Below are 26944 nucleotides of genomic sequence, written 5' to 3'. Positions count from 1 at the left end.
CCCTACATCTGATATTGTTTCAGCAGGTCATATAGCGTCGGCCTGCTGATCCCCAGCATCTTCGCCGCCCCCGAAATATTGCCATCGGTCCGAGCAATGGCCCGACGAATAGCCCGACGATCCGCCATTTCACGCGCGGCCTTCAAATTGACGACATCGCCGCCAGCCTCCCGCTCACCGTCCAGGTCGAGGTCGGCGGCCGTCACATGCTTGCCATCGGCCATGATGACGGCGCGCTTCATCCGGTTTTCCAGTTCGCGCACATTGCCCGGCCATTGCCAGGCATCGAGCGCCGCCAGCGCATCGGGCGCGAGGCCCTTGACCTGCGGGTTCATGTCCTTTGCGAAGCGGTTGAGGAAATGCCGCGCCAGCAACGCCGGATCGCCCGCTCTGTCCTTGAGCGCGGGAATCCGCACGATGATTTCCGCGAGACGGTAATAAAGATCCTCGCGAAAAGTGCCCGCGGCGATCATCTCCTCCAGATTCTGATGGGTGGCGCATACGATCCGCGTGTCGACGGCGATGGGTTGTCGCCCGCCGATCCGCTCGATCACCCTTTCCTGAAGGAAACGCAGCAATTTGACCTGAAGCGGCAAGGGAATATCGCCGACTTCATCCAGAAACAGCGTGCCACCCTGCGCCTGTTCGATCTTACCGGGGGTAGTTTTTACCGCGCCGGTGAAAGCGCCCTTTTCATGCCCGAACAGTTCGGATTCCAGCAGGGTTTCCGGTATCGCGGCACAGTTGATCGCGACGAAATTACCTGACTTGCGGGGGCTGGCGTCATGCAGTCCCTGCGCCAGCAATTCCTTGCCGGTGCCGCTCGCCCCAAGCAGAAGCACGGAAACCTGCGCGCTGGCGACTCGCTCGATCGTACGCGCGACCTTCAGCATTTCAGGCGCGCTGGTGATGAGCTTGCCGAGCACAGCCGCGCCCTCCGGCGCGATCTCTGCTAGCCGGGCATTTTCCCTTTCAAGCGCGTGGACGTGGAAGGCACGGCGCACGATCAAACCCAGCTCGTCAATATCAACCGGCTTTTGATAGAAATCATAGGCGCCGCCCGAAATCGCATCCAGCGCACTTTCCCGCGCGCCATGCCCCGATGCCACGATGACCTTCGTCTCGGGCTTGATCCGCAGTATTTCCGACAGCGTCGCGAAGCCTTCGCTCGTCCCATCTGGATCGGGCGGCAGGCCAAGGTCCAGTGTCACCACGTCGGGCACTTCGGCGCGCAGCAGTTCGATGGCTTCCTCCCGGTCGCCCGCAATGAAAAGCTGATATTCCTCATAGGCCCAGCGCAACTGGCGCTGCAGGCCCGGATCATCCTCCACGATCAGCAATTTGGGCCGCATGTCGCTCATCAGGCAGCCTCCCCTTTCATTGTCATCGACGTTCCTTCAGGCGCCAGAGGCAGGCGCAGTATGAACCGGCTGCCAACGCCGGGCTTGCTCTCCACCTCGATTCTCCCACCCATTGCGGCGGCCAGTTCGCGCGCCTCGAAAGCGCCGATGCCGAAGCCGCCCGTCTTGCTGCTCGAAAACGGCTTGAAAAGCTCACGCCGCACGAACTCCGCCGTCATTCCGATGCCGCGATCCACAATCTCCACGCAGGCTTCGCTCCCCTCTGTGGCCAGACAAAGTTCAACCGGACTGTCGGGCGCGCTGGCGTCGATCGCATTTTGAAGCAGATGCACCAGAATCTGCTCAACCCGAACCGGATCGGCCATGGCTGGCAGCGCGTCGCCCGTCACGCGCACGGGGTGCTGGCGCGAGCGGGAACGCGCCACGCCATCGGCCATTTCCCGCAGCATCATCGGTCTGGGTTCTTCCATCCGTCCTTTATTGTGCTGGGACAGGCGCGCCAGAAGGTCGTTCATTTTTCCCACCGATTCCTTGAGCGTCAGGATCATGTCCGCGCGGAAATCGGGATTGTCGGCATGGCGTTCGGCATTGCGGGCGAGGAGCGAAAGCTGGCTCACCAGATTCTTGACGTCATGCATGATGAACGCGAACCGCCGATTGAACTCGTCGAAACGTTGCGCGTCGCTCAGCGCCTCCTGTCCCTGCGCTTCGCTGATATAGGTCGCGGCCTGCCGTCCGGCGGCACGCAACATATCCAGATCCTCCCAGTCGAGCCGTCGGTCGATCGGCGGACGCGCGAGCAGGATCGCACCGATCAGCTTGCCGAAATGAATGAGTGGCACCAGCGCCCAGCCCCGTCCGTCGCCCTTCACCCAATCGGGCAAGGCGCCGGCATCGCCCTCCATCCCTTCAATATCGATGATCCATCCTGTCTGCTCCAGACGAACAGCCAGTTCCCGGGAAAGCGAAGGCGTTTCGGGAAAGTCGATGTCCCAATTCCACTGGGTTTCCAAAGTCAGCCGCCCATCTTCCCCGCGTAGCAGCAACAAGGCGCCTGATGAGTCCGTAATATCGGCGACCGCCTTAGCCACGCGCTCTCCCAGAGCGGGCGCGTCGCTGCCTGGTCGGCCAATGGTTTCGCCGAACCGCATCCATTCAGTGCGATAATCATAGCGATGCTGAAAGAAATGCTTGGCGACCTGCACTTTCCAGAGCGCACGCAACTGCGGCGAAGGCAGGAGGATCAGCGCCGTCACCGCCATGAAGAAAACGCCGCCGATCTCCATGACTCGCGCATAGGGCCCGGCGATAAGTTCGATCAGGACGGTCGCTGCCGCGAACAGGATGATATAGAGCGCCACCGCCGCGACGGAGAGCGACTGGAATGTCAGGCTGCGCGATAACTGGATGCGTCCGGCTAGTTCCTTACGCAGGCTCACTGCGATGACGGGGGCAAGCAGCGCCATCATAAGGCCGCGCAGGGCGTAAAGCTCATCCATATGATTCGGCGTGAAATAGCCGACAGCATAAAGGCTGAAGTCATAGGTCCACATGGCGGCGAGCGCGGCAAGCAACAGGACCACCCTTCCCCTATCCCGCACGGGCCATGCCGTATAAAGCTGGTGAACCAGAACCAGGCTGCCGATCGCCGTCATCATCCGCAATATCAGCGAAAGCAGGGTCAGGGCGCGCTGTAGTTCATTTTCGTCCGAAAGCTGCTGCGTCACGAAATCGGTGAAGCTCTGAAGCATCAGCAAGCCAACGACGGCGGCATAGACCAGTCCGATCGCGAAGATCGGTCCCGTGCGTCCGGCAGGGCCACGCCGCAACAGAACGAACATCAGGAGCAGCCATGCCGCGTTGCGTATGCTTTCGCCAAGACCGGAAAGCGTCTGACCGACCCCGCCGAACGAAACATAAAGCGCCCAGCAGGATGTCATCAGCAAGGCACTGGCTAACAGGCGCGGCTCGATCTCGCCATCGCGTCGGCGCAGGATGAATATGCCCAACGCAGCGAACAGCGCCGCGGCCAGCGCGTGTCCCCAATTGCCGATGAATTGCAGCAGGATGCTCATCGCCCCACCCTCAACGCGCGCCGTCTGGCCAAAGGACGACGCGCACCGTCTGGATGAGGATCAGCAGATCAAGGAAAGGCGTATAATTCTTGGCATAATAGAGGTCATATTCCAGCTTGTGCCGGGCATCCTCGATCGAAGCGCCATAGGGATAGTTGATCTGCGCCCAGCCCGTGATACCCGGCTTCACCATATGGCGTTCCGCATAGTAACGCAGATGCTGCTCCAGATCCTCGACGAACTGGCGCCGTTCGGGGCGAGGCCCGACAAAGCTCATTTCCCCTTTAAGGACAGTCCATGTCTGCGGCAATTCATCGACACGCAGCTTGCGAAGCCAATAGCCGAGGCGAGTGATGCGCGGATCGTTCTTTTCCGCCCAGACCGCCTGTCCCGCGACTTCGGCGTCCTGACGCATGGTGCGTAATTTGACGATCCAGAATTCCTGGCCATACAGGCCCACGCGCTGCTGGCGATAGAAGGCCGGGCCACGGCTGTCGAGCTTCACCAGCATCGCCGCAAGCAGGATGACCGGTCCGGTGAGAATGAGCAGGAGCAGGCTGGCGACGATATCGAAAACCCGCTTGGCGATGCTGGACAACCGGCGGCCAGCGGAAAAGCCGTCGGAAAAGATGAGCCAGCTCGGGTTTACACTGTCGAGGTCGACCCGGCCCGTCTCCCTCTCCAGAAAGGTGGAAATTTCATTGACGTGAACCCCGGTTGTCTTGACGCGCAACAGGTCGCTGAGGGGCACTGCATTGCGACGCTCCTCCAACGCCAGCACAACCTCGCTTGCGCCCAGCCGGACCACGAAATCCGCGAGATTATATATGGCGCTGCGATTGATGGATTCGGGGATCACCTGGGGGCCATCGTTCATGCCGATATAGCCAACGACCAGAAAACCCGCCCCCTTTTTCCGCTCCAGTTCGCGGATGCGGGCGGCACGGGTTCCCGCTCCCAACACGACCAGGCGCCGCTTGAAAGCTTCCCCGCCAATCATGGAGCCAAGCAGCAGGCGGATCAGGATCAGCAATCCCATCGCCAGCCCCATCGCGTAAAGCGAATTGGAGCGCCACAGGGTCATGTCTGGCCCGATAAAGTGCATCACCGACAGGAAGATGACACCCAGCGATACAGCTACCAGCAGCCGGGCAAAGGCGAAGCGGATCGATTGCAACGCCTCTGTCCCATAAACGCCAACTGCGATCATGGCCGTCTGGATAGCAATAACGAAGCTGAGCAAAGGCCAAACCCGGGTCATAGCGGGATCGACATCCATGCCGATCTGCCGCGCCCGCAGCACCCAGCCCCCCTCCGCCGCGCATAGCAGCAAGGCAAAATCCAGAAGGCCCAGCAGCAACACCGCATGCGGCACATAATGTTTGAAAAGCCTAATCATGATCCCGTGCATTCCCCAGGCCGCTGCAACGCGGCCCTATCGCACCGGATCTATCTTACATACGCTGTAAGGAAATCCGACACCCCCGGGAGAGTGCCTGAAAATGGCAAATAATTCCTGAATGGGAAAATGGGCGGGAATACAGGTTAATTCGGCCCGGAATCATTGTCCCTGCGAAAACTGTCTGCGGCATTTCTGGCCGCGTCGCCTACGACCCTTGCCGCATCGTCGACTGAATTGGCCGCTTGCGTCATCCGGTCAGCCTGCCGGTCCTCCCGGGCCTTCGAAAGATAGAAAAACCCGATGGCCAGGATCAGGGCGAGAGCAACCAACAGGAAAACGAGCCCGCTACCGTGCGGCCGTCCCGCGTCGGATGGCCGTGCCGATCTGTCTGGCAGATCGTCTTGCGATTGCTCCTCGTCCATCTCCATCTCCCTCGACGCGGACGGGCCATATCCGGCCGTTTCGTTCAGCCTGTTTCATCCCCCGGCGAAGTCGCTTCACGCCCACGGCTCAAGCGATCGACATCTTCCATGATTTCATCGAGAACCGCGGTGGCCGTGGTTTCCTGGGTACGGCGCGAAGGCAAATCCCCATTTTCCATGATCTGTTCCAGCGCAGCACGGCCACGCGCCACGCGGCTTTTGATCGTCCCCACCGCAACGCCGCAAATTTCGGCCGCTTCTTCATAGGCGAAGCCACCGGCCCCCACCAATATCAACGCTTCCCGCTGGGGCTGGGGCAGTTGCAACAGCGCTCTTTGCATGTCGGAGAGTTCCACATGCTTATCCTGACCCGCCGGGGCAGCCAGCAGGCGATCCGCCGTCAGGTCGTCCCAATCTCCCCGGAACCGCGAACGGCGCATTTGCGAAAGATAATGATTACGCAGGATGATGAAAGTCCAGGCTCGCATGTTGGTCCCAGCCTGGAACCGGGTACGCGCGGCCCATGCCTTCAACAGCGTTTCCTGAACAAGATCATCCGCCACATCCCGATTGCCCGCCAGCGACCGGCCGAACGCACGAAGATGAGGGATGACTGCGGCAAGCTCGCGCTTGAAATCCGAATCGGACAATGTGGTGCGTTCAACCGCCTCATCCATAGGAGCACTCCCTGTGCCGCCTGCCGCTTTTGCTGCGTGAACCGAAGTGGTCAAAGCCATATAAATGCTAGCGCCTTATGCTGATAACAGCCAATCGAAAAATCCATCGTCAAGGCTTCAACGCCAAAGAACCAGCAGCATCGCGATGACGACCAGCGCCAGCGAAATCCCCAGAACATATCGCACGATATGAGGCGTCGATCCCGCACGGACATCCACTGTCGAAATATGCTGCTCCTCGTCAGCCATGCCTTCTCTCCCCATCGTTACGCATCAATAACGCAACGAACGGGCGGGGGTTCCGATGCGCCCCCCGGTCTATTCCGTCAGGCAGGCGCGGTAGCTTCGTCAAAGAAAAGCGCCTGAGAAATCGCCGCCTTGACCGTGGCGCGCTGAAATGGCTTGGTGATCAGGAATGTCGGCTCAGGCCGCTCGCCCGTCAACAACCGTTCCGGGAAAGCGGTGATGAAGATCACCGGAACGGCAAATTCCGCCAGGATATCCTTTATCGCGTCGATCCCGCTGGAATCGTCGGCCAGTTGTATATCCGCCAGCACCAATCCTGGACGCTGCGCCATCGCTTCGCGCACCGCATCCTCCCGCGTGACCGCTATCGCCGTCACTTCATGGCCCAGATCGCGAACGATGGTTTCGATATCCATCGCGATGATCGGTTCGTCCTCGATAATCAGAACCTTGGCGCGGGTCTGCGACTCGATCGCGTGCAGCGCTTCCTCCACCAAGGCTTCCACATCGGACGCATCCATGCCGATGAGATAGGCCGCGTCGTCAATCGTGAACCCTTCCAACGCGGTCAGGAGCAGCGCCTGGCGAGGCAAAGGCGTCAGCCGCCCGAGTCGCGCCTGGGCAATCGCCTCCTGCCCGTCGGGACCGATAACGGCAGGCACGTCATCCAGATGAGACGACGACCAGATCGCATGGAAAATCTTGTAAAGGCCCAGACGCGGATCAACGCCGGCGGGGAATTCTTCCGGCGCGGCTACGATTGCTTCAAGCGAGGCGCGTACATAGGCGTCACCATGCATCTGATCCCCTGTCAGCGCGCGCGCATAACGGCGCAGAAAGGGAAGATGGGGGTGCAGCTGTTGTCCAAGCGACATGTGTTGGTCTTCTCCCTACCCTTATAGGCATAATGCTGCGAAATCTGTTTCGAACAAGAAGGATGGATCGACAATGTCCCCATGGCAAGACCAGCCCCCTCGCCATCGGTAATACCGATGATACAAAAAACGCCTTGGACTGGGGAACCATCAACGGACAGATTTGTTTCACTGACGTTCGGTTTTTTTCGACGGCAAAGCCAAGGTTTACGGATTTTACAGGGTCCAGGAATTGACGCTGCCCCGGAAACTCGCAAAAAACAGATCGGCAGGCAGGGCACGGGTTGTTTCAGAGGGGCTGAGTTTTGGTTTCTTCAACAAAGGAACGGAATGCGACACAGACAGTCGATATCGGTCCAGATGTCGCCGTTACAGGTATGAAACGTGCACAGCCTTCCGCGCGCGGCAAACGAGGTTCCCGTTCCAAGAACAAGGAACATGTCGCCGACGCCTTGCGATCAGTTTATCAACGCGCCATCGATGAGGATATTCCCGCGGAAATGCTAGACCTCCTCAGCAAACTGGATTGATGGCATCATGATCGGGGCAGCCATCCTCAGGCGGGTTGCCACATGTCTGCACATCCCCCATCCGTGATAATGAGCAGCTATTTTCGTTCGACCGGCGTCAAGATGTTCCTCATCCTGACATTGGCGCTGCTGCCGCTCGGCATATTGGCGCTCGTCGCCTCGCTTCAGGCGATCCGCACCGCCGACCTCGAAAGGGAAGCCCTGCTCCGGGTAGCCGTGACGCAGAGCGCCCGCAAACTGACCGCCGATCTTGCATCGGACCGAACCGCCATCGCCCTTACGGTCAATGCCATCGCAGCTCGGACGGCCGATTCGGCCATGTGCGGGCGCCTCGCCTTTTTCCTGCAATCGCATACCCGTGGCGAAGGCACCTTCTATATCTATGACCGGACGGGACAGCGACTATGCGGATCGCCACAGGCTGAACCGGCCGGAATAGCGCCGGAGCGGCGATTTGATTCCGCCGATGCGGCATTACTGCCCCAAGCCGGCTTTCTCGTCAGCCGCGAGATCAGCTCGGACGGCAAGATCGTGGCGCTTGCTTATTATTCCCGCGCCCATCTGGAAAGAGTGACCGACCCCGCCACTGCCCTTCAAAATCGCCAATTGAGCCTGCGGCAGGGCTCCAGAACACTGTTTATCACCCAGCGGCCCGATGATCGCGAGCAATCCCGATATCGCAACACCAGCCTGTCCGCCCGGGTCGTTCAGCCTGACATGGTTCTGACCATGACGACGCAGGATCCACCCGCGACCGCGGCCCGGCTGCTCTCGCTTTTCCTGCCCCTCGTCATGTGGTTTGCCGCCGCCGCGATCGGATGGTTCGTGGTCAACCGGCTGCTGATCCGCCCGCTGGTGGGGTTGCGCCGTTCCGTGGCGGCCTATCAACCGGGCGAAGTTCTGGAACCCCTGCGCCGCATGCGGACCCCCGCACAGGAAATCGTGGCTCTCGGCCAGACATTCCGGGCCATCAGCGAAGAAGTCGCCACCCATGAGGCAGAAATGGCCGAAGCGCTGGAAACCCAGCGGAAGCTGACGCGCGAGGTGCATCATCGCGTCAAGAACAACCTTCAGATCATCGCCAGCCTCATCAACCTGCATGCACGATCCGCCGTCACCTTCGAAGCGGGGGAAGCCTATGCTTCGATCCAGCGCCGGGTCGATGCCCTGTCGGTCGTGCATCGCAATCATTATGCGGAGTTGGAGGAAAATCATGGCGTGGGGGTCCGCTCGCTCATCAGCGAACTGTCCGCCAGCCTGCGGAGCAGCGCTCCGGCGGAAGCACGCCGATTCGCCATCCAGATCGACAGCGACAACCTGCACATAAGTCAGGATGTCGCCGTGCCGGTCGCCTTCCTGCTCACGGAACTGATCGAACTGGCCATGCTGTCCGATCCCCTTGCAACCATGCAGATATCCATTCACGGGGACAGCGGATCAATGGGTCGCGCCAGGCTGGAAATCCTTTCTCCTGCCCTGCGCGCATCACCCGACATGTCCGTTCGCCTGGAGGAGCGCTACGGACGCATCCTCACCGGCCTGTCCCGGCAACTGCGTTCGCCGCTGGACCATGATGGGGCGACGGGCCTCTATGCGATCGTGATCGCAACCCTGGCCTGACTCACGCCCGCTTATATCCGCTCCGGAAACCGGCAGCAAAAGCGGCAAAGCGCCCTTCTGCGATGCTGCCTCGGATATTCTGCATAAGATCCTGATAGAAATGAATATTATGCTGCGTCATCGCCATCGCACCCAGCATTTCTCCAGCCTTGACGAGATGATGCAGATAGGCGCGGCTCCATGTGGAGCAGACTGGGCAGGCGCAGCGCGGATCGAGCGGTCCCTGATCTTCCGCGAAACGCGCATTGCGGATATTGAGCGGGCCATTCCATGTGAAAGCCTGACCGTTGCGGCCGCTGCGCGTCGGCAGCACGCAATCGAACATGTCGATGCCCCGTTCCACCGCGCCCACAATATCGTCCGGCTTGCCCACGCCCATCAGATAGCGGGGCCTGTCCGCAGGCAACATATCCGGCGCGAAATCGAGGCAACCGAACATGGCTTCCTGCCCTTCGCCCACGGCAAGACCACCCACGGCATAGCCATCGAAACCGATGTCGATCAGCTTGTCGGCGGAAATGCGCCGCAATCCTTCATCCAGCGATCCCTGCTGGATACCGAACAGCGCGGCGCGCTCCGCATGGGCTTCCCCGGCATCGAAGGCGTCGCGGGACCGCTTCGCCCAGCGCATCGACCTTTCCATCGACCGTGCCGCTTCATCATGAGTGCAGCCGTTCTTCGTGCATTCGTCGAACGCCATGACGATATCGCTGTCCAGCAGGCGCTGGATTTCCATCGATCGTTCGGGACTGAGCATATGCTTCGACCCGTCGATGTGGCTGGAGAAGGAAACGCCTTCCTCGCTCATTTTGGTGAGCGCGGAGAGGCTCATCACCTGATAGCCGCCGCTGTCGGTCAATATGGGCCTGTCCCAGCCCATGAAACCGTGCAGTCCGCCCAGTCGCGCCATGCGCTCCGCGCCCGGGCGCAGCATCAGGTGATAGGTGTTGCCCAGAATGATGTCGGCCCCCGCTGCCCGCACCTCGGCGGGCCGCATGGCCTTCACCGTGGCCGCAGTGCCAACCGGCATGAAGGCCGGTGTCCGAATATCGCCCCGGCGCATCGAAATAACGCCGGTGCGAGCCTTGCCATCGGTGGCGGCGACGGAAAAGGAAAAGCGCGATTGGGTCACGAGCGCCCTCTAGGAGCGAACGGCAGCAGGCACAAGTGCGCCATGGCAGCCCGCCGGATCAACCCGACTTGCGTAAGCCTTCGAACAACATCATCGCGTCGACGTGGAAACCTTCGACCCGCTTATATCGACCTATAAAACGCAGGCAATCATCGGACAATCGCAACTGCCATGGGCTATCCGTGGCGTCATGCAGCATCAGGTTCACGGTTTTAGGATTTGACGGGCGCCGATACATGAACACCGATTTAGCCTGTAAAGGTTAACAAAGGCCAAGCCTGCTTACCCAAGAAGCAGTCGTTGCAATAATGCAACAAAGCTGCCATTTTCGGCTGCCAGTAATAGGTTTGAAGGTAACAGTTTTATATAAAAATTGGTTAATAGCCTGGCATTTATCCTGTCGGCATTGCATCAGACCTACAACCCTGTTCTGCTAACGGAAAATGGGAATTCGGGGGCGCAGATGATTGATTCAGGTCGATTTAATCCGACCCATGCTGACGCACGAACGTCGCATGAGGATGATATTCCCCTTCCCGTCGACACCGGTGATCTCGACGCTAGGGAAAACAGGGCTTCCGAAGAATTCAGCCAGTCCATGCTGTTCGATCTGGGACAGATCGACGTGCGCTGGGATGCAGAAGCGGGCACATTATGGGCTTTCATGACACCCCATGAACGGCCTAATTCGAACCAGGGCCTGATTCGCGACACGATGACCTGGCTCAGCGAAAGCAAGCGGCTCTTCAGCGCCCACCCCAGCGCCCTCAAATTCATGGTTCTGGGGTCCCGCTTTCCCGGTGTCTTCAATCTGGGTGGCGACCTGGAGATGTTCGCCGAATGCATCCAGAACCGCAATCGCGACGCCTTGCTGAAATATGGCATTTCCTGTGTCGAGATCGTCGATCGCATCTGGCACAGCAATGACATGGACATCATCAACATCGGCTTGGCGCAGGGAGATGCGCTCGGCGGCGGTCTGGAAGCGCTCATGTGCTTCGATGTCATCATCGCGGAACGGCAGGCGCGCTTTGGTTTGCCGGAGGTTTTGTTCGGCCTGTTCCCTGGCATGGGCGCCTATTCGATCCTGTCCCGCAAGATCGGTCCGGTGCTGGCCCGGCGCATGATAATGGAAGGTCATGTCTATACCGCCGAAGAAATGTGCGACATGGGCATCGTCTCTCAGGTGGTTGAGGCAGGAGAAGGTGAGGAGGCAACCCGCCAGTGGATTGCCGAACACAGCGCGCACCATGCCGGTTATGTCGGAATCGCGCGTGCGGGCCGTCGCGTCAATCCCATGACGTTGGAAGAATTGACCGACATCGTCACCACCTGGACCGACACCGCGCTGATGCTTTCGGATCGGGATTTGCGGATGATGCGCCGGCTGGCGTCGGCCCAGACCCGCCTGCGCTGAAATTCTCGGGCCAGTCAGCTCAACCGGCGGCGCGGATAGGTTATGATCGGCGGCTCTTCCGACGGTATCAGCGGGCCACTGGCAATCAGTGCCGCAACGGCCTCGCACGATATGGGTCTGCTGAACAGATAGCCCTGCACGTTGGTGAAACCGGCATCCCGGGCATGATCGAGTTGATCGAGGGTTTCTATCCCTTCGGCCACCGTATCCATCGCCAGATCGCGGGCCAGATTTCCGATGGCCCTGACAATGGCCCGGTCCTCCGCATTGGCGCTGACGCCCGCCATGAAGCTCTGATCCACCTTCAGCGTGTCGAAACGATAGGACCGCAGATAGGAAAGCGAGGAATATCCCGTCCCGAAATCATCCAGTGCCAGCCGTAATCCAATGCGTTGCAATTCAAGCAAAATGGTGTTGGCCTGGCCACTGTCATCCAGGAAGATGGATTCCGTCACTTCCAGTTCCAGCCGGCGCGCAGGCAGGCCCGATTCCAACAGAGCCGCGATGACGCTGCCCGGCAGCTCCGCAGATTTGAGGGAGGCGGGCGATATATTGACGGCGACCCGCGCATCCGTGGGCCAGGACGCGGCCGCCAGACAGGCATTACGCAGAACCCAGGAAGTGATGTCCTCGATAATGCCCATGCCTTCCGCGATTGGAATGAACTCGGATGGCGGTATCGGCCCCAAAGTGGGATGCTCCCAGCGCAGCAGCGCTTCACAGGCGTCGATGTGCAGGCTTTCCAGATCCACGATCGGCTGGAACACCAGCTTGAGCTCCTGCCCCTCTATAGCGCGGCGCAGACCTGTTTCGATCTCGTGAACGCGGTTGAAGCGTTCCTTGAACAGCCAGCTGAAGCTTGACGCGCGATTGCGCCCTTCCCGCTTGGCTTCATACAGGGCGATATCCGCATGTTGCATCAACTCGTCCATGTGACGGCCGTCCTGCGGCGCAACCGCGTAGCCGATGGACGCGGTCACTTCGAGATGATGGTCGCCGATGCCAAATCCATGCGCGAAATATTCAATGATCTCCCGAGACATGGTTTGCGCCGTCAATCGGTCGGCATTGGGGCAGATGATGACGAATTCGTCGCCGCCGAAGCGCGCGATCCAGCCATTGTCGCGAACGACTTCCTTCAATCGTTGAGCAACGATGCGGAGCAATTGGTCGCCAACGATATGACCCAGCGAGTCATTGATCTCTTTGAACCTGTCGATATCCATCCAGAGGATGGCTACCGCGTCGTGCGAACTCATGTGATTGTCGAAAATGTCCTGCAGCCGCATCTGCATGGCCATGCGGTTTTCCAAACCGGTCAGGCTGTCATATCGCGCCAGACGCTCGAATTTTTCCGCCAGGGCAGACTGGTCCCTTTTACCTTTGAGCGCCTGAACGACGATGCGGTGCGTCGTGGAACTGATCTCCGCCAGCCCCAGGATCATCATCACCATGGCAACAGCCAGAACCCGATAGCCGGTTGACCCCTCCAGCCACAGCCCCGTCGTCGTCGGCAGCAGGGCAAGGCAGACCTGCCCAATGGCGATGTGAACCCGCCCCGCATTGCGGCCCGAAATACCGCCGGCGTAGCCCGTTGCCATCGACACGCTGAGCATGTGCATGACCGAATTGCCCGATGCGACGAGCGTCGCAAAGCTCATGAGGCCCAGCAGCCCCGCATAGGCCCATGCGCCAAGCTCATAGACCAGTTCCCAGACGCGGGAAGCGACCGCGGTGCCGCGCACCAATTGCCGGTGGAAGAATATCGCCGTGACGACCCGCAAGGCCGCCACGATACACACCGCAGCGACGATAGCATCGATCGTCGGATCTTGGCTAAGATTGGCGATGACTATGCCGACAGCGGTTCCCGTTACCGCGCCAATGGTCAGCGATGCGGGAGAAGCATAGAGCGTTTCCACCAGACTGCGGCGCACATCCGCGTCCTGCGCCGTGTGCCGGGCAAGTCGACTGATGAGAAAGGTTCTTATGGCGCGCAAATTGGCGGGTCTCCGGTTCCCAATCCTCAAAATGGGGCCGTTGATTTATTTTTTGGTTAATCTCGCGAAAATATCACGCGCGGGGCGCGGCGATGGCGCAGCAAAAAAGCCGGCGGATTGCTCCGCCGGCTTTTTTATATCGCTTGAACGCGGACTTCTCATCGCCGCGATCGGACCGCAGGCGAACATGCGTCCGCCTGCGACGATCGGCTTTAGAAGTCCATGCCGCCCATGCCGCCCATGCCGCCGGGCATGGCCGGCATCGCCGGCTTGTCGTCGGGCAGTTCGGCAATGGTCGCTTCAGTGGTGATCAACAGACCGGCAACCGAAGCCGCGTCCTGCAGAGCAGCACGAACAACCTTGGTCGGGTCGATGACGCCAGCGGCAACCAGATTTTCATAGGCGTCGGTGGCGGCGTTGAAGCCCTTGGTCTCGTCATTTTCGCGCAGCAGGTTGCCGGCGACGACGGCGCCGTCAACGCCCGCATTCTGGGCGATCTGGCGCAGCGGCGCTTCGATGGCCTTGCGGATGATGTCGATACCGCGGGTCTGGTCGTCATTGGCGCCCTTGAGGCCGCTCAGGGCCTTGGTCGCGTAGAGAAGCGCCGTGCCGCCACCGGGGACGATGCCTTCTTCAACGGCCGCGCGCGTCGCGTGCAGCGCGTCGTCGACGCGGTCCTTGCGCTCCTTGACTTCGACTTCCGATGCGCCGCCAACCTTGATGACGGCCACGCCGCCAGCCAGCTTGGCCAGACGCTCCTGCAGCTTTTCGCGGTCGTAGTCGGACGTGGTCGTCTCGATCTGAGCGCGGATCTGCTCGGTGCGGCCCTTGATCGCTTCGGCGTCACCGGCGCCATCGACGATGGTGGTGTTGTCCTTGTCGATGGTGACGCGCTTGGCGGTGCCGAGCATGCCCAGGGTGACGTTTTCGAGCTTGATGCCGAGGTCTTCGGAAACGACTTCGCCCTTGGTCAGGACGGCGATGTCTTCCAGCATGGCCTTGCGGCGGTCGCCGAAGCCCGGAGCCTTGACCGCAGCGACCTTCAGGCCGCCGCGCAGCTTGTTGACGACCAGGGTCGCCAGCGCTTCGCCTTCAATGTCTTCCGCGATGATGAGCAGTGGACGGCCCGACTGCACGACTGCTTCGAGGATCGGCAGGATCGACTGGAGGTTCGACAGCTTCTTCTCGTGGATCAGGATGTAGGGGTCAGCGAGTTCGACCTGCATCTTTTCCGGGTTGGTGATGAAATAGGGCGACAGGTAGCCGCGATCGAACTGCATGCCTTCCACGACATCCAGTTCGAATTCGAGGCCCTTGGCTTCCTCGACGGTGATCACGCCTTCCTTGCCGACGCGCTCCATCGCTTCGCCGATCTTCTCGCCGACGACCGTGTCGCCATTGGCCGAGATGATGCCGACCTGCTGGATTTCCTTGGTGCCGGACACCGGCTTGGAACGGGCCTTGAGGTCTTCGACAACCTTCGTGACGGCAAGGTCGATGCCGCGCTTCAGGTCCATCGGGTTCATGCCGGCGGCAACCGACTTCATGCCTTCGCGAACGATCGCCTGGGCAAGGACGGTCGCGGTGGTGGTGCCGTCACCGGCGACGTCGTTGGTCTTCGAAGCGACTTCGCGGACCATCTGGGCGCCCATATTCTCGAACTTGTCCTTCAGTTCGATTTCCTTGGCGACCGAAACACCGTCCTTGGTGATGCGGGGCGCGCCGAAGCTCTTGTCGATGACGACGTTGCGGCCCTTCGGCCCCAGAGTCACCTTGACCGCGTCGGCCAGAATGTCGACGCCGCGCAGGATGCGCTCACGGGCGTCGCGGGAGAATTTTACTTCTTTTGCAGCCATGGGTAAAAACCTCTTTCTTGCAAATTGGAGTGCGGGAAATCGGCGATTCTTTAGGCGACGACGCCCAGAATGTCCGATTCCTTCATGATGAGCAGGTCTTCACCGTCGACCTTGACTTCGGTGCCCGACCATTTGCCGAACAGGATGCGGTCGCCGGCCTTGACGTCCAGCGGAGTGACCTTGCCGTCTTCGGCCTTGGAGCCGGTGCCGACAGCGACGATTTCGCCTTCCTGCGGCTTTTCCTTGGCGGAATCGGGGATAATGATGCCGCCAGCTGTCTTCTCTTCCGCCTCTACGCGGCGAACGAGAACGCGGTCATGCAACGGACGAAATGCCATGTTGAGTGCCTTTCCCTCTTACGGACGTTTGCGGGATCTGGAAAAGCGCGCGGGGACACCCCCTGATGCGCGCTCTGGCCCTTCTCCCAATGAACCTTCACTTGCTAGCACTCCTCTTTCAGGAGTGCTAGCAGGCGTGAATATGGAAGGAGGATTTTTTCGGTCAAGAGGTGGCCGTCATTTTTTCCGCGGGACGATCAGATATCCCCTCCCCTGCCATCACAGCGTTGCAGGATTGTTGCGGCCGTCGCCATGCCATTGCCAGCAGGCATTATTTCATGTCGCGCCCGCTCCGTGCTTCCATCTCTCCACCGAACCGGAACAATAGCGGGAAGGCAAAGGAGAGAAAGATGCGCTTTTCGAACATCATCGTAGCGGTGGACGTCAATGATCCGGATAATGGCCGCGCGGCCCTGGCGCGCGCTGCCGCCATCGCGGGGAACGAGGGGCGGCTTCACCTTCTCTATGTCCGCTATTATCTGCCGTCCCGCTATGCCGAACTGCTCGCGGAGGATTTCGATCTGCATGAACAGCAAGATGCCATGGCCGCCATGCGTGAATGGTGTGGGGATCTGAGTATCGACGAAAGCCGCATCGATTTCATCACCAAACGCGGTCCGGTGCGCGACGAGGTGATTTCCTACGCGCAGGCCCAGGCAGCCGACCTTATCGTCCTCGGCTCGCATCAACCCTCTTTCTCCTCGAAGCTGCTTGGATCGAATGCATCAGCCATCGCCCACCACTCGCCGGTGAGTGTCCTTATCGCGCGGACAGGAAAGAAATAAATCCGCCATGGTGGCAGGAACGGTTGCCGGGTCGGGGGCCGCTTCCTACCTGCGGGGGTAACTGCCATCCAAGGGAGCACCCTGCATGACCGAAAGCTATACCCCGCCGCGCGTCTGGACATGGGACAAGGCGAATGGCGGCACATTCGCCAATATCAACCGCCCCATCGCCGGACCGACACATGACAAGGATCTGCCGGTCGGCAAACACCCACTGCAGCTTTATTCCCTCGCGACGCCCAATGGGCAAAAAGTCACAATCCTGCTCGAAGAACTGCTGGAAGCCGGACATAAGGAAGCGGAATATGACGCCTGGCTGATCCGCATCGGCGAAGGCGATCAATTTTCCAGCGGCTTCGTCTCCGTCAACCCCAACAGCAAGATTCCCGCGCTGATGGATCACAGCGTGTCTCCGCCCCAGCGCATATTCGAATCGGGCGCGATCCTGCTTTATCTGGCTGAAAAATTCGGCGCTTTCCTGCCTGCCGATCCGGCCAAGCGCGCGGCGACGCTGTCCTGGCTGTTCTGGCAGATGGGCAGCGCGCCCCTGCTGGGCGGCGGCTTTGGCCATTTCTTTGCCTATGCGCCGGAAAAATACGAATATCCGATCAATCGCTACACGATGGAGGTGAAGCGCCAGCTCGATGTGCTCGACCGCCATCTCGCGGACAATGAATATATGGCGGGCGATGAATATGGCATCGCGGATATGGCAATCTGGCCCTGGTATGGCGGCGTCGTCCTCAATCGCACTTACGAAGGGGCCGGCGAGTTTCTCGACGGAGCCAGTTACAAGCACCTCAATCGCTGGGCGAAAGAGATCGACGCACGTCCGGCCGTGAAGCGTGGCCGTATCGTCAACAAGGTCTCCGGTCCGCTGGACGAGCAGTTGCACGAACGCCATGAAGCCCGCGATTTCCAGACGAAAACGCAGGACAAGCTGGAGCAGGCGTCCTGAGGTAAAGGCCGGGCCAGCTTACCCCTGGCCCGCCGCCTTCACGATCTCGGCCCAGGCGGCTTCATCGATCACCTCTATGCCCAGAGCCGCAGCCTGCTTGAGCTTCGAACCCGCGCCGGGGCCAGCGACCACCAGATCCGTCTTGGCGCTGACCGATCCCGCCGCCTTCGCGCCCAGACGTTCCGCCTGCGCCTTCGCCTCATCGCGGCTCATCGTTTCCAGCTTGCCGGTGAACACCACGATCTTACCCGTGACGGCGCTGGCCGTGGTTTGCACCACATAATCGGGCGGCGATACTTCGCCCAGCAGATCGTCCCACACCGCGACATTATGTGGTTCATGGAAGAAATCGGCGAGCGCATGACCGACCGCCGCGCCGACATTTTCGACGCCGATGATTTCGGCAATCGCCTTGTCCCCCCGGTTGAGGAAACGGCTTTCCTCCTCTCCTTCCACCCGTATCATGGTATCGCGCAGGGCGACGATCTCCTGCGCCAGCAAGCGGATGGCGGGCAAGGTCGTGTACCGTTTCAACAAGTCGCGCGCGGTCACCGCGCCGACATGACGTATCCCCAGCCCGAAAAGCAGCCGCGCCGCATCCGGTTTCCGCTTCGCCTCAATCGCGGCGAGCAGATTGTCGACGGATTTCTCCTTCCATCCCTCCCGGCCGAGCAGCGCCGCGCGATGGGCTGACAGACGGAAAATATCGCCCGGCTCCGAAATCCAGCCAAGGTCGAGAAATTCCTCGATCGTCTTTTCGCCAAGGCCCTCTATATCCAGCGCACCGCGGCTGACGAAGTGGCGCAAACGCTCGAACCGCTGGGCCGCACAGACAAGTCCTCCAGTGCAGCGTATGTCCACTTCTCCCTCCTCCCGCACGGCTTCGGAACCACAAACCGGGCAATGATCGGGAAAAAGGAAAGGCGCGCGAACATCCTCGCGGGTGAGATTGTCCACGACCTGCGGGATCACGTCCCCCGCGCGCTGCACGACGATCCGGTCGCCCGGACGAACGCCCAGCCGTTCGATCTCATCGGCATTGTGGAGCGTCACGTTGGAAACCACGACGCCACCGACTGTCACGGGGGTCAACCGCCCCACAGGGGTCAGCTTACCAGTTCGCCCGACCTGGATATCGATGGCTTCCAAAGTGGTTTGCGCTCGTTCCGCCGGAAATTTATGCGCGATGGCCCAGCGGGGCGCCTTGGCCACGAAGCCCAGCCTCTGCTGCCAGTCGAGCCGGGCCACCTTGTAGACGACGCCGTCGATATCAAACGGCAGTTCGGCGCGCTCTGCCTCGATCCGGCGATAATGCTCCAATATGGCGCGCAGCGTATCGACCCGGACCAGCAGGTCGGAAACAGGCAAACCCCAGCCATTTATGGCCCGCATCACGTCCAGTTGGGTTTCACCGGGTATCGCCGAACATTCCCCCCACCCATGCGCCAGGAAGCGAAGCGGACGGCCAGCCGTGACCGTGGCGTCCTTCTGCCTAAGAGAACCTGCGGCCGCATTGCGGGGATTGGCGAATTGCCGCGCCTTTTCCGGGTCATCGGCTTCTGCAAGGAGGCGCTCGTTCAGGGCAGCGAAATCGGCTTTCGCCATATAGACTTCGCCCCTGATCTCGAAGATCTCCGGGATATTGGCGCCTGTCAGCCTCTCTGGAATATCCGTGATCGTGCGGACGTTGGCGGTCACATCCTCACCCGTGGCGCCATCCCCCCGCGTAGCCGCGAGCACCAGTTCGCCCCTCTCATAACGCAGGGAACAGGAAAGCCCGTCTATTTTGGGTTCCGCCGTCAATGCGACAGGCACATCCTCCGGCAAAGCCAGAAAACGGCGAACACGCGCAAGGAATTCCGCGATGTCATCGTCCGCGAAACCATTGTCCAGGCTCATCATGCGAATGGCATGCTGAACTTTTTTCAGCCCGGAAGTGGGGGCCGCCCCTACCTGACGATTGGGGGAATCCGCGCGCACCAGGTCAGGAAATGCTGCCTCCAGCGCATTGTTTTCCCGCATCAGGGCGTCATATGCCGCGTCCGTGATCTCCGGCTGATCCTGATCGTGGTAAAGCCGGTTGTGCCGCGCGATTTCCTTTGCAAGGCGCATCAGGCGATTGGCTGCTTCGGCTTCGGTCATGGAGGCAGGTTCAGTCATGCGCCTTCCATAGCGCCGTGCCTTTCAAGCGGAAAGGCTGAAGCCGCCCTCAGACCTCCAGTAACCGTTCGGCCTGCGCTCGCGCCTCTGCGGTGATTTCCGCGCCGGACAACATGCGCGCAATCTCTTCACGGCGTTCGCCCGCATCGAGCGCATGGACGCCGGTACGCGTGACCGTCCCGTCGCTGGACTTGGCGATCAGCATGTGCCCAGCTCCACGGGCCGCGACTTGCGGGCTATGGGTGACAACCAGAATCTGGCTGCTTTGCGCCAAGCGGGCCAGGCGATCTCCGATAGCGGACGCGACCGCGCCGCCCACGCCCCGATCTATCTCGTCGAAGATCAACGTATCGGCCCCTCCCCGCTCCGCCAATGCCACCTTCAACGCCAGGATGAAACGCGACAATTCGCCGCCCGAAGCGATCTTCACCAGCGGTGCGAAGGGTGCGCCGGGATTGGTCGATATCTCATATTCAACCCGATCCAGACCCTGCGCGCTCCACTGGCCCTCGTCCAGCGGCGCCACCACCGTGCGGAAACGAGCCGCATCCAGTTTCAAGGGTGCCAGTTCCGCCGCGACGGCCGCATCCAGCCGCTGCGCCGCCGATTGGCGCTCGGTCGAGAGCTCTTGCGCCGCTTGCCGGTAAGCATCCGCTTTGGCCGCGACGGCCGCTTCCAGCGTGGCGAGATGTTCCTCACCCCCTTCGATGGCGGAAAGTCTGTCTGCCATCTCTTCCCGCAATGCTGCGAGGTCATCGGGCTGCACCTGATGCTTGCGGGCAAGGCCGCGCAGATCGAACAGGCGCGTTTCGATCGCATCCAGTCTTGCCGGATCGAAACTCAACGCCTCGGCCGACTCACTCAGCCGCTCCTCCGCCTCCCCGGCCTCGATCACGGCACGGTCGAGCGCCGCCAGCACATCGGCCAGCGGAGCATATTCCACCACAATCCGGTCCAGCCGCCGCGCCGCCTGCCGCAATTGCGCCAGTCCGCCGTCCGATCCTGTCAGGCACTCCGTCACGGCGGCAAGATCATCGGTCAGGCGAGCGCCCTTCTGCATGGTGGCCCGTTCGTCGGCCAAAGCCGCTTCTTCGCCCGGTCCCGGCGCAAATCGCGCTAGTTCCTCGACCGCATGGGTCAGGTAATCGCGGTCACGCGCTGCGCTGCGAACCGTTTCCCGTGCATCCGCCAAGGCATCGGCAGCCGTTCGCCATGCCATATAGGCCGCAGCGACATGGGCGACATCGCAGCGCCCATAGACATCTAACAGCGTCCGATGACCGCGCGGATTGAGCAATCCCCGATCATCGTGCTGCCCGTGAATTTCAACCAGCGTCCCGCCCAGTTCCCGCAACAGCGCAGCGGAGCAGGGTTGATCGTTCACAAAAGCCCGGCTCCCACCATCGGCCTTGAGCGTCCTTCGGATGATGAGCGGTTCGCCCGGTTCAAGGGCGATCATGTTTTCTGCAAGGAGCGCGAAGGCACGATGGTCTGGCGCAGGCGCATCGAACGTCGCGGTGACGCTTGCCTGCGATTCGCCGTTCCGCACAAGCCCGCTGTCGGCCCGCGCGCCCAGCGCCAGTCCCAGAGAATCGAGCAGGATCGATTTGCCCGCCCCGGTTTCCCCCGTCAGCACGCCCAGACCTGGCCCGAACTCCAGATCGAGCGCCTCGATCAGCACGACGTTGCGAATGGACAGGGCGGTCAGCATGGCCTGCTTCTACCCTTTGCTGTACAAAAGGGGAACAAATGATCCTATGCCTTGGGCGCATATTCCCGAATGAGCTTGAAGGAGCGTTCATACCATTTGGTGCCGGGATAGTTGGCCCCCAGGACAGCCGCTGCCTTCTTCGCCTCATCGGGAATACCCAGGGCAAGATAGCTTTCGACCAGACGCTCCAGCGCTTCGGGCGTGTGAGTCGTGGTCTGAAATTTGTCGATCACCGTGCGAAAACGCAGCGTTGCCGCCAGCCACTGGCCACGGCGCTGATAAAAGCGGCCAATCTCCATTTCCTTGCCAGCCAGGTGGTCGTTGACGAGGTCGACCTTCAGCCGGGCATCGGAAGCATAGCGCGTATCGGGATAACGGCGGATCAATTCGCCCAGCGAATCCAGCGCCTGCTGCGTGATCTTCTGGTCGCGGGTGACGTCTGCAATCTGCTCATAATAGCAGAGCGCGATCAGATAATAAGCGTAGGAAGCGTCCTTGTTGCCGGTATGGATCGACAGGAAACGCTGCGCGGCGCCGATCGATTCATTATAGTTGCGATTCATGTAATAGCTGAACGCCGACATGAGCTGCGCGCGCCGCGCCCATGGCGAATAGGGGTGCTGGCGTTCCACTTCGTCGAATAATGCGGCCGCCAGCTTATATTGTCCGCGATCCAGCCGGTATTTACCCGCATTGTAGAGCGTGGACACGTCACGGGCGACATATTGGGTGTCGGCCTTGTTCTTCGATGTCGCACATCCCGCGAGCAGGACCAGAGCGGCGGCAGCGCCAAGGCGCATCATGGTTTTCGTCAGCATGGGCCGGGTCATAGCCGAGCGAATGGCCGCCGCCAAGCGGCAGAATGGTTAGTCGGATGTTACATTCGCCGATGGCGGAAGATCAAGGCGCGCAACCGCTCCGCCGCCGGCGCCCGGCTCCAGCACGAAACGCCCGCCAAGCTGGGCCGCCAATGCAGCCGCGATGCGAAGGCCCAGGCTGTTCGAAGCGCCGATTTCCTCACCTGCCGTTATGCCCTTGCCGTCATCGACGACCCGCAGGGCAAACCCTTCCTCCGATGCGTCCAGCGAAACGCGTACCGTGCCCGCGCGATCGGGCAGGCCATGTTCGATCGCGTTGCTGACCGCCTCCGCCACGATCAGCGCCAACGGAACGCTAACATGCGATGCGAGCAGCAATTGACGCGGGGCTGCGACATGGACGGCAATGTCCTGCCGTCCGCTGGCTTCGATAATATCGCCACACAATGTCGTCAGAAACGCGCCGACATCCTGTCCTTCTCCGGACGGATGATACATGGCGCGGCTGATCTTGCCGATCAATGCCAGCCTGGCCGACGCATCATCCAGCGCGCGGCGTGCGGCGTCATCATCGATATCACGGCGTTGCAGGGCCAACATGGCCGCGACCACCTGCAGATTATTCGATACGCGATGCTGCAATTCGCGAAACAGCAGATCCTTGGTATCCGCCAGTTCCCGGCTGCGCTTGCGTTCCACGGCCAGATGAAAATTCACCCGCTGCATGAAATGGATCAGGGCGATAGCCACGACCATGACTATTACATAAAGGCACAGGATCATCACCAGGTGGGGCGTGACTTCATATCCCGTATAAGGAAGCAGGAAAAAATAGCTGCCAAACAGCAGTCCCAGCATCGCCGCCCACAGGCCCGGCCACACCCCGAACAAAAAGGCCGACAGAATCACCGCCGGGAAAAAGGCGGCGAAGGGCGCGGCGCTCAGCAACAATGGCCTCATGGCCAGACGCAGCCCCAATGCCGCAAGGCAAAATAAGGCCGCCCAGAAAAAGCCCATCCAGCGCTGGCCGAGCGCAAGCGGCAAACGTTCTATGAATCGATCATTCCCGCGCTGCATGAAAATCCCCAGACAGTCCTTTGTTACAGTAGCATAACTTTCTGGGGATGCATTGATGGAGATTAGTCCGACGCCGTTTCAAAAAGGGGTTATGCCATTTGCAACCTGTGATCATGCATGGCGGTTTTCGACCAAAGCCAATCATTCAGGAGCCCAAGTTCCTCACTTCGAAACGGACATCGAAGGATGGGCGGTACGCTTATGTCGGTGGTTGCCGCCGAAGAAACGGGAAGGATGATCATTCAACCACGGCTTCCTGCGTTCATTCTCTTCGCGATCATCCTGTCCGGCGGATTCGGAATCGCGCGCATGACCTTCTTCCGCCATGACTTCATCGGAATGTTGGCCATCATCGTCGCATTGGCTCTAACGGCGGTGTACAAGCGTCTCGCAACTTCGAGGCGTCCTTATGTCCGCTGCGCTATGGGCAATCCGCGGTCGAAATGGCCAATCAATCTCGCGCCAGCAGCCAGTGATAGCTTTGAAATTTTTCCAGGCCGACCGGAAGGTTACGCCGGTTACACCGACTACACTGCGGTGAGTGTCGATGTTAACGACGATCTTGCAACGCGACAGCCAGCCCAGCAGTTTGCGCTTTTGGGTTTCGGGAATGGTTTTCTTCAAGGAGTTCCGAACAGGCTCCCTGATGTTGAAGGCTCTTGCCGCACTCATTTTCGTGATCGATGCCTCCCAACAATATAGGGAGTCGATCGGCTGGCTAACTTGTCTCCAGCGGTCCGGCACAGACAACGCAGCACCCTCCACAGAAAACCTTCATTCGGTCATCCAGCCCGTCGCATCGGCGGTTTGCTCCAAAGGGCCGATCACCATGAAATTTTGGGACAGGGTGCACAACACCTCGACGCAAGTGGCGCATCGCCCGAAATGCTTAAGGAATGGACGGACATCTATGAGACGGCCTTTATAGAGGGGCAACGACAGGCGCGCGATGCAGCCGTCATAACTAAGCCAATCTAGTCGGCGTGGACGCTTTCCGACACTTGCGGCCGAGAAGCTGACTGACCGCTACCTACCCACTCCGACATCCGCTGCACAATTTTGCAAACCGCATAATCGCCTCACAAAAAAGGGCGCCCGGAAATCCGGACGCCCTTTTTTTATTGGCACGATTGCCGCGATGGACCGTTCAGTCCTGCGTCAGGAAATCGGGCAAGCCGGCGTTGGAGCCGTCATCGCCATCCTTATCGTCGCGAGGACCACGGTCGCGACGAGGGCCGCGCTCGCCACGCTCGCCGCCACGGCCACCGCCATCACGACGCGGGCCACGGCCACGGTCGCCGCGATCACCACGAGGCTCGCGGGGTTCGCGCGGAGGACGGGTGTCTTCCAGTTCCTCGCCGGTTTCCTGATCTACGACGCGCATCGACAGGCGCACCTTGCCGCGCGGATCGATTTCGAGAACCTTGACTTTCACTTCCTGGCCTTCGGACACGACATCGGTCGGCTTTTCGACACGCTCATTCTTCATTTCGGAGACGTGGACGAGACCGTCCTTGCCGCCCATGAAGTTCACGAACGCACCGAAGTCGACGATGTTGACGACTTTGCCGTTGTAGATCTTACCGACTTCCGCTTCCTCGACGATGCCGAGAATCCACTTCTTCGCGGCTTCGATCTGGTCGATGTCGGACGAGCTGATCTTGATGATGCCTTCGTCGTCAATGTCGACCTTCGCGCCGGTTTCCGCGACGATTTCGCGAATGACCTTGCCGCCGGTGCCGATGACGTCGCGGATCTTGGACTTGTCGATCTGGATCGTCTCGATGCGCGGAGCATGGGCCGACAATTCGGTCCGGGTCGAAGACAGCGCCTTGTTCATCTCACCCAATATGTGCGCGCGGCCTTCCTTGGCCTGACGCAGCGCGACTTCGAAGATCTCCTGCGTGATGCCGGCGACCTTGATGTCCATCTGCATGGTGGTGATGCCGCTTTCCGTGCCCGCCACCTTGAAGTCCATGTCGCCGAGGTGATCCTCGTCGCCAAGAATATCGCTGATGACCGCGAAATCCTTGCCTTCCAGGATCAGGCCCATGGCGATGCCCGACACCGGACGCTTGAGCGGTACGCCCGCGTCCATCATCGAGAGCGAACCGCCGCAGACCGTCGCCATCGAGGACGAGCCGTTGGACTCGGTGATGTCGCTGAGGACGCGGATGGTGTAGGGGAAGTCTTCCTTGCTCGGCAACACAGGGTGCAGCGCGCGCCATGCCAGCTTGCCATGGCCGACTTCGCGGCGGCCCGGTGCGCCGAAGCGCCCTACTTCACCGACCGAATAGGGCGGGAAGTTATAGTGCAGCATGAAGTTTTCATAATAGACGCCGTTCAGGCCGTCGATCATCTGCTCGGCGTCCTTGGTGCCCAGCGTGGTGGTGCAGATCGCCTGCGTTTCACCGCGGGTGAACAGCGCCGAACCATGGGTGCGCGGCAGGAAGCCCACCATCGCTTCGATCGGGCGGATCTGCGTGGTGTTACGGCCGTCGATGCGCTGACCATCCTTCAGGATCGCGGTGCGGACGATTTCGGCTTCCAGCTTCTTGGTCAGCTTGATGCCGGCCATCACCATCTGCGGGGCAAGACCGTCGGCCTCGAACATCGCCTTCGCCTTGGCGCGGGCTTCGTTCAGGGCGTTGGAGCGGGCCGACTTGTCGGTCAGCTTGTAGGCGGCGGCGATATCCTTGCCGATCAGCTTCTTGAGCTTCGCCTTCAGGTCGCCCAGATCGTCCTGTGCGGCCATTTCCCACGGATCCTTGGCGGCCTTTTCAGCCAGTTCGATGATCGCGCCGACGACCTTCTTGCTCGCTTCATGGGCGAACAGCACGGCGCCCAGCATGACGTCTTCCGAAAGCTCCTTGGCTTCGGATTCGACCATCATCACCGCGTCGTGCGTAGCGGCGACGACCAGATCCAGATCGCCGGTCTTCACTTCGTCGAGCGAAGGGTTGAGCTGATATTCGCCATCCTTGTAACCGACGCGCGCCGCGCCGATCGGACCCATGAAGGGCACGCCCGACAGGGTCAGCGCAGCCGAAGCGGCGATCATCGCAACGATGTCCGGCTCGCTATCGCCATCGAACGACAGCACCTGGGCGATGACGTTGATCTCGTTGTAGAAGCCTTCGGGGAAAAGCGGGCGGATCGGGCGGTCGATCAGGCGGGAAACCAGCGTTTCCTTTTCCGTCGCGCCACGCTCACGCTTGAAAAAGCCGCCCGGAATGCGGCCGGCGGCGGAATATTTTTCCTGATAATGGACGGTGAGCGGGAAGAAGTCCTGCCCGTCCTTCACCGACTTGGCGGCGGTCACGGCGCACAGCACCACGGTTTCGCCATAGGTCGCCAGCACGGCGGCGTCAGCCTGACGCGCAATGCGGCCGGTTTCGAGAGTCAGGGTCTTGCCTGCCAGCTCGATGGATACTTTCTTTACGTCGAACATGTGTTTTCCTTCGCCCGCCTGGCCCTATTGCCC

22 protein-coding genes are annotated in these 26944 nt (G+C 60.5%); 6 read left to right on the top strand and 16 right to left on the bottom strand.

Annotated features, from left to right (window positions below):
• Positions 1–2 precede the first annotated feature (2 nt).
• The 7 genes from prsR to LDB26_RS05265 form a co-directional block, all read right to left on the bottom strand.
• Entirely contained in the window at positions 3–1361 is a 1359-nt protein-coding gene (gene prsR, locus LDB26_RS05295; protein WP_257540807.1) for a PEP-CTERM-box response regulator transcription factor, read from the bottom strand.
• Positions 1361–3436: an XrtA/PEP-CTERM system histidine kinase PrsK gene (gene prsK, locus LDB26_RS05290; RefSeq protein WP_257540805.1), complete on the bottom strand. Its 2076-nt coding sequence runs from the start codon at positions 3434–3436 to the stop codon at positions 1361–1363. Before prsK ends, prsR begins: the two co-directional genes overlap by 1 nt.
• A 10-nt stretch (positions 3437–3446) precedes the next feature.
• Entirely contained in the window at positions 3447–4835 is a 1389-nt protein-coding gene (locus LDB26_RS05285) for a TIGR03013 family XrtA/PEP-CTERM system glycosyltransferase (RefSeq protein WP_062064566.1), read from the bottom strand.
• Between the two features lie 146 nt (positions 4836–4981).
• Positions 4982–5260 (bottom strand): hypothetical protein, encoded by a 279-nt coding sequence (locus tag LDB26_RS05280; RefSeq protein WP_156415267.1) that lies wholly within the window; start codon positions 5258–5260, stop codon positions 4982–4984.
• 44 nt (positions 5261–5304) lie between these two features.
• The gene (locus tag LDB26_RS05275) at positions 5305–5937 is read right to left on the bottom strand and encodes a sigma-70 family RNA polymerase sigma factor (RefSeq protein WP_156415266.1); all 633 of its coding nucleotides are present in this window, start codon (positions 5935–5937) and stop codon (positions 5305–5307) included.
• A gap of 117 nt (positions 5938–6054) precedes the next feature.
• Positions 6055–6186: a hypothetical protein gene (locus tag LDB26_RS05270; RefSeq protein WP_257540803.1), complete on the bottom strand. Its 132-nt coding sequence runs from the start codon at positions 6184–6186 to the stop codon at positions 6055–6057.
• Positions 6187–6263: 77 nt separating this feature from the next.
• A complete protein-coding gene (locus LDB26_RS05265; protein WP_062064558.1) occupies positions 6264–7058 on the bottom strand; it encodes a response regulator in 795 nt (264 codons plus the stop codon).
• Between the two features lie 377 nt (positions 7059–7435).
• On the opposite strand from LDB26_RS05265, the gene LDB26_RS05260 reads away from it, so the two are divergent.
• Together LDB26_RS05260 and LDB26_RS05255 are read left to right on the top strand one after the other, a co-directional pair.
• Positions 7436–7588 carry a NepR family anti-sigma factor gene (locus tag LDB26_RS05260; RefSeq protein WP_197413742.1) on the top strand — a complete coding sequence of 51 codons (153 nt, stop codon included), beginning with the start codon at positions 7436–7438 and terminating at the stop codon, positions 7586–7588.
• A gap of 42 nt (positions 7589–7630) precedes the next feature.
• Positions 7631–9208 carry a sensor histidine kinase gene (locus LDB26_RS05255; protein ID WP_257540801.1) on the top strand — a complete coding sequence of 526 codons (1578 nt, stop codon included), beginning with the start codon at positions 7631–7633 and terminating at the stop codon, positions 9206–9208.
• 1 nt (position 9209) lies between these two features.
• Here LDB26_RS05255 and tgt read toward each other — a convergent pair whose 3' ends face one another.
• Positions 9210–10340, bottom strand: coding sequence for a tRNA guanosine(34) transglycosylase Tgt (gene tgt, locus LDB26_RS05250; protein ID WP_257540798.1), 1131 nt, complete (start codon positions 10338–10340; stop codon positions 9210–9212).
• Positions 10341–10803: 463 nt separating this feature from the next.
• On the opposite strand from tgt, the gene LDB26_RS05245 reads away from it, so the two are divergent.
• Positions 10804–11757, top strand: a complete 954-nt coding sequence (locus LDB26_RS05245) for a crotonase/enoyl-CoA hydratase family protein (RefSeq protein WP_062064553.1) — start codon at positions 10804–10806, stop codon at positions 11755–11757.
• Between the two features lie 14 nt (positions 11758–11771).
• Here LDB26_RS05245 and LDB26_RS05240 read toward each other — a convergent pair whose 3' ends face one another.
• From LDB26_RS05240 to groES, 3 genes are all read right to left on the bottom strand, one after another.
• Positions 11772–13757: a bifunctional diguanylate cyclase/phosphodiesterase gene (locus tag LDB26_RS05240; protein ID WP_257540796.1), complete on the bottom strand. Its 1986-nt coding sequence runs from the start codon at positions 13755–13757 to the stop codon at positions 11772–11774.
• Between the two features lie 212 nt (positions 13758–13969).
• Positions 13970–15613: a chaperonin GroEL gene (gene groL / locus LDB26_RS05235; protein ID WP_062064549.1), complete on the bottom strand. Its 1644-nt coding sequence runs from the start codon at positions 15611–15613 to the stop codon at positions 13970–13972.
• A 50-nt stretch (positions 15614–15663) separates the two neighbouring features.
• Positions 15664–15951 carry a co-chaperone GroES gene (gene groES, locus LDB26_RS05230; protein WP_021243753.1) on the bottom strand — a complete coding sequence of 96 codons (288 nt, stop codon included), beginning with the start codon at positions 15949–15951 and terminating at the stop codon, positions 15664–15666.
• Between the two features lie 350 nt (positions 15952–16301).
• Here groES and LDB26_RS05225 point away from each other — a divergent pair, with 350 nt between their 5' ends.
• Positions 16302–16736, top strand: coding sequence for a universal stress protein (locus LDB26_RS05225; protein WP_062064547.1), 435 nt, complete (start codon positions 16302–16304; stop codon positions 16734–16736).
• Between the two features lie 85 nt (positions 16737–16821).
• Positions 16822–17694, top strand: a complete 873-nt coding sequence (gene yghU / locus LDB26_RS05220) for a glutathione-dependent disulfide-bond oxidoreductase (RefSeq protein WP_257540794.1) — start codon at positions 16822–16824, stop codon at positions 17692–17694.
• 18 nt (positions 17695–17712) lie between these two features.
• Here the strand turns inward: yghU and ligA are convergent, their stop codons facing one another.
• Genes ligA through LDB26_RS05200 form a run of 4 tightly spaced genes read right to left on the bottom strand, consistent with a single transcriptional unit; the run spans position 17713 to position 23460 of the window.
• On the bottom strand, positions 17713–19854 hold the full coding sequence (ligA, locus tag LDB26_RS05215; RefSeq protein ID WP_257540792.1) for an NAD-dependent DNA ligase LigA: 2142 nt from the start codon (positions 19852–19854) through the stop codon (positions 17713–17715).
• 49 nt (positions 19855–19903) lie between these two features.
• The gene (gene recN, locus LDB26_RS05210) at positions 19904–21565 is read right to left on the bottom strand and encodes a DNA repair protein RecN (RefSeq protein ID WP_062064541.1); all 1662 of its coding nucleotides are present in this window, start codon (positions 21563–21565) and stop codon (positions 19904–19906) included.
• Positions 21566–21609: 44 nt separating this feature from the next.
• The gene (locus LDB26_RS05205) at positions 21610–22383 is read right to left on the bottom strand and encodes an outer membrane protein assembly factor BamD (RefSeq protein ID WP_062064539.1); all 774 of its coding nucleotides are present in this window, start codon (positions 22381–22383) and stop codon (positions 21610–21612) included.
• Positions 22384–22431: 48 nt separating this feature from the next.
• Positions 22432–23460 (bottom strand): sensor histidine kinase, encoded by a 1029-nt coding sequence (locus tag LDB26_RS05200; protein WP_257540790.1) that lies wholly within the window; start codon positions 23458–23460, stop codon positions 22432–22434.
• A gap of 186 nt (positions 23461–23646) precedes the next feature.
• Here LDB26_RS05200 and LDB26_RS05195 point away from each other — a divergent pair, with 186 nt between their 5' ends.
• On the top strand, positions 23647–24162 hold the full coding sequence (locus tag LDB26_RS05195) for a hypothetical protein (protein WP_257540788.1): 516 nt from the start codon (positions 23647–23649) through the stop codon (positions 24160–24162).
• Between the two features lie 445 nt (positions 24163–24607).
• Here the strand turns inward: LDB26_RS05195 and pnp are convergent, their stop codons facing one another.
• On the bottom strand, positions 24608–26911 hold the full coding sequence (pnp, locus tag LDB26_RS05190; protein WP_062064533.1) for a polyribonucleotide nucleotidyltransferase: 2304 nt from the start codon (positions 26909–26911) through the stop codon (positions 24608–24610).
• Positions 26912–26944 lie beyond the last annotated feature (33 nt).

This window comes from Sphingobium sp. CFD-1, assembly GCF_024611115.1.
GTDB lineage: Bacteria > Pseudomonadota > Alphaproteobacteria > Sphingomonadales > Sphingomonadaceae > Sphingobium > Sphingobium baderi_A.
The sequence above is the reverse complement of the archived record's forward strand: the minus strand, read 5'-3'. Positions and strand labels throughout refer to the sequence as shown.

What these genes read in the sequence shown, in the direction of transcription:
- LDB26_RS05260 (WP_197413742.1), top strand. Translation starts at nt 7,436, where the DNA reads ATGAAACGTGCACAGCCTTCCGCGCGCGGCAAACGAGGTTCCCGTTCC.
- LDB26_RS05270 (WP_257540803.1), bottom strand. Translation starts at nt 6,186, where the DNA reads ATGGCTGACGAGGAGCAGCATATTTCGACAGTGGATGTCCGTGCGGGA.
- recN (WP_062064541.1), bottom strand. Translation starts at nt 21,565, where the DNA reads ATGCTGACCGCCCTGTCCATTCGCAACGTCGTGCTGATCGAGGCGCTC.
- groES (WP_021243753.1), bottom strand. Translation starts at nt 15,951, where the DNA reads ATGGCATTTCGTCCGTTGCATGACCGCGTTCTCGTTCGCCGCGTAGAG.
- LDB26_RS05200 (WP_257540790.1), bottom strand. Translation starts at nt 23,460, where the DNA reads ATGCAGCGCGGGAATGATCGATTCATAGAACGTTTGCCGCTTGCGCTC.
- ligA (WP_257540792.1), bottom strand. Translation starts at nt 19,854, where the DNA reads ATGACTGAACCTGCCTCCATGACCGAAGCCGAAGCAGCCAATCGCCTG.
- LDB26_RS05245 (WP_062064553.1), top strand. Translation starts at nt 10,804, where the DNA reads ATGATTGATTCAGGTCGATTTAATCCGACCCATGCTGACGCACGAACG.
- LDB26_RS05275 (WP_156415266.1), bottom strand. Translation starts at nt 5,937, where the DNA reads ATGGATGAGGCGGTTGAACGCACCACATTGTCCGATTCGGATTTCAAG.
- LDB26_RS05195 (WP_257540788.1), top strand. Translation starts at nt 23,647, where the DNA reads ATGGGCGGTACGCTTATGTCGGTGGTTGCCGCCGAAGAAACGGGAAGG.
- prsR (WP_257540807.1), bottom strand. Translation starts at nt 1,361, where the DNA reads ATGAGCGACATGCGGCCCAAATTGCTGATCGTGGAGGATGATCCGGGC.
- pnp (WP_062064533.1), bottom strand. Translation starts at nt 26,911, where the DNA reads ATGTTCGACGTAAAGAAAGTATCCATCGAGCTGGCAGGCAAGACCCTG.
- LDB26_RS05225 (WP_062064547.1), top strand. Translation starts at nt 16,302, where the DNA reads ATGCGCTTTTCGAACATCATCGTAGCGGTGGACGTCAATGATCCGGAT.
- prsK (WP_257540805.1), bottom strand. Translation starts at nt 3,436, where the DNA reads ATGAGCATCCTGCTGCAATTCATCGGCAATTGGGGACACGCGCTGGCC.
- LDB26_RS05265 (WP_062064558.1), bottom strand. Translation starts at nt 7,058, where the DNA reads ATGTCGCTTGGACAACAGCTGCACCCCCATCTTCCCTTTCTGCGCCGT.
- LDB26_RS05280 (WP_156415267.1), bottom strand. Translation starts at nt 5,260, where the DNA reads ATGGACGAGGAGCAATCGCAAGACGATCTGCCAGACAGATCGGCACGG.
- LDB26_RS05285 (WP_062064566.1), bottom strand. Translation starts at nt 4,835, where the DNA reads ATGATTAGGCTTTTCAAACATTATGTGCCGCATGCGGTGTTGCTGCTG.
- yghU (WP_257540794.1), top strand. Translation starts at nt 16,822, where the DNA reads ATGACCGAAAGCTATACCCCGCCGCGCGTCTGGACATGGGACAAGGCG.
- LDB26_RS05255 (WP_257540801.1), top strand. Translation starts at nt 7,631, where the DNA reads ATGTCTGCACATCCCCCATCCGTGATAATGAGCAGCTATTTTCGTTCG.
- LDB26_RS05205 (WP_062064539.1), bottom strand. Translation starts at nt 22,383, where the DNA reads ATGCTGACGAAAACCATGATGCGCCTTGGCGCTGCCGCCGCTCTGGTC.
- groL (WP_062064549.1), bottom strand. Translation starts at nt 15,613, where the DNA reads ATGGCTGCAAAAGAAGTAAAATTCTCCCGCGACGCCCGTGAGCGCATC.